Source organism: Occallatibacter sp. FHG110214_02, assembly GCF_059115385.1.
This window is the reverse complement of the sequence record NZ_JBZYWK010000046.1, coordinates 1-1462: the sequence shown is the minus strand read 5'-3', so window position 1 is coordinate 1462 and position 1462 is coordinate 1. Positions and strand designations below refer to the sequence as shown.

General features: G+C 56.8%; 1 protein-coding gene. It reads left to right on the top strand.

Features of this window, described 5'->3' with window-relative positions; translation table 11 throughout:
• The first annotated feature begins 167 nt into the window (after positions 1 to 167).
• Positions 168 to 1322 carry an aldose 1-epimerase gene (locus tag AC5S3R_RS19970; RefSeq protein WP_494268957.1) on the top strand — a complete coding sequence of 385 codons (1155 nt, stop codon included), beginning with the start codon at positions 168 to 170 and terminating at the stop codon, positions 1320 to 1322.
• Positions 1323 to 1462 lie beyond the last annotated feature (140 nt).

Genomic DNA, 1462 nt, shown 5'->3' with positions numbered 1-1462 from the left:
CTTGTCCCTTGTCCCTTGTCCCTTGTCCCTTGTCCCTTGTTTCCTTGTTTCCTTGTTTCCTCCCTTTCGTGCTGTCGCTTACAATGGCTGCGTTTTTATAAAACGTTTGCGGGGGCAGTGTATTTCTGTCTCGCTTAAAAATTCCACCTCCTAAAGGATGTGTCCGGATGAAGTTTTTTGCACGTTTTGCTTCCGTTGCGGCTGCTGCGGCCGCTCTGCTTGTTACCTCAGCGCCGGGAGTGGCGCAGGATGATGTGGAGATTGGCGGGTTGAAGGTTGTCACGCTTTCCCGCAAGGCTGTGAGCACCACCCGGCCAGAGTTCACCAGCGTTACGCTTGCGCCGGGGCGCGGGATGGAGTTGCTGAAGGTTACGGCGAACTTTCCCGGCAAGGGCGAGGTGCAGGTGCTCTCCGGGCCGGACATGAGCGGCATCAAGCAGATGCTGGACACGCAGGACACGCCTAACGGCGACCTTGGCTACCGGCTGGGCGCGGCGTTCCTGGTGCCTTATCCCAACCGCATCCGCGGCAAGCTCTCTGCAGACGGCCAGACGCTGACGACGGAGTGGAATGGCAAGGCGCTGACGCTGCCGGCAAACAATGCGGGCAAGCTGCCCACGGCGGAAAAGCACGCCATGCACGGCCTGATTCTGAAGGCCAAGGCTGACAACGTGAAGGTGGTGCACATTCCCGGCGGCGAGATGCTGACGGCGGTGGTTCGTGCGGGCAACTTTGGAGGGCACTGGTTTTCCAAAACCAACCTCAACTTTACAATTACGCTGACTGGCACTTACCTGGACGCAACCGTGATTGCGCAGAACGTGGGCAAGGAGAGCGAGCCGATTTCGATTGGGTGGCACCCCTACTTCAACTTCCCTTCCGGCGACCGTTCGCAGGTGAAGATTGAGATTCCGGGGACGAAGTACGCGACGGTGGATAACTACGACAATGTCTTTCCGACGGGCAAGCTGCTGCCGGTGGATGGAACGCAGTATGATCTGCGAGCCGCGGGTGGCGTGGCGCTGGGGAAGAATTTCTATGACGACAACTGGAGCTCGCTGAACTGGAAGAACGGGACGGCTGCGGTAAAGATCAGCGATCCGGAGGCGAAGTATGGGGTTTCCATTGAGGGGATTTCTCCGCTGATTAAGACCATCCAGATGTATGCGCCGCCGACGCAGCAGTTTGCGGCGATTGAGCACCAGTTCAACTTTGCCGATCCGTTTGGCAAGGAGTGGAACGGCATGGATACCGGGATGGTTACGCTGAAGCCGGGTCAGAAGACGCAGTGGAAGGTACGGCTGCGGGTTTTCGTTCCGTAGGGACGAAAACAGGGTTCAGGTGTCAGGGACCAGGAAATGCACTGGGATATGTGCAGAATAGGGGCGATTTTCGCCCCTATTATTTTTGTCTATACTACTGAAATATTTATACTTAAATACTGAAAATCGGGGGTATCGGG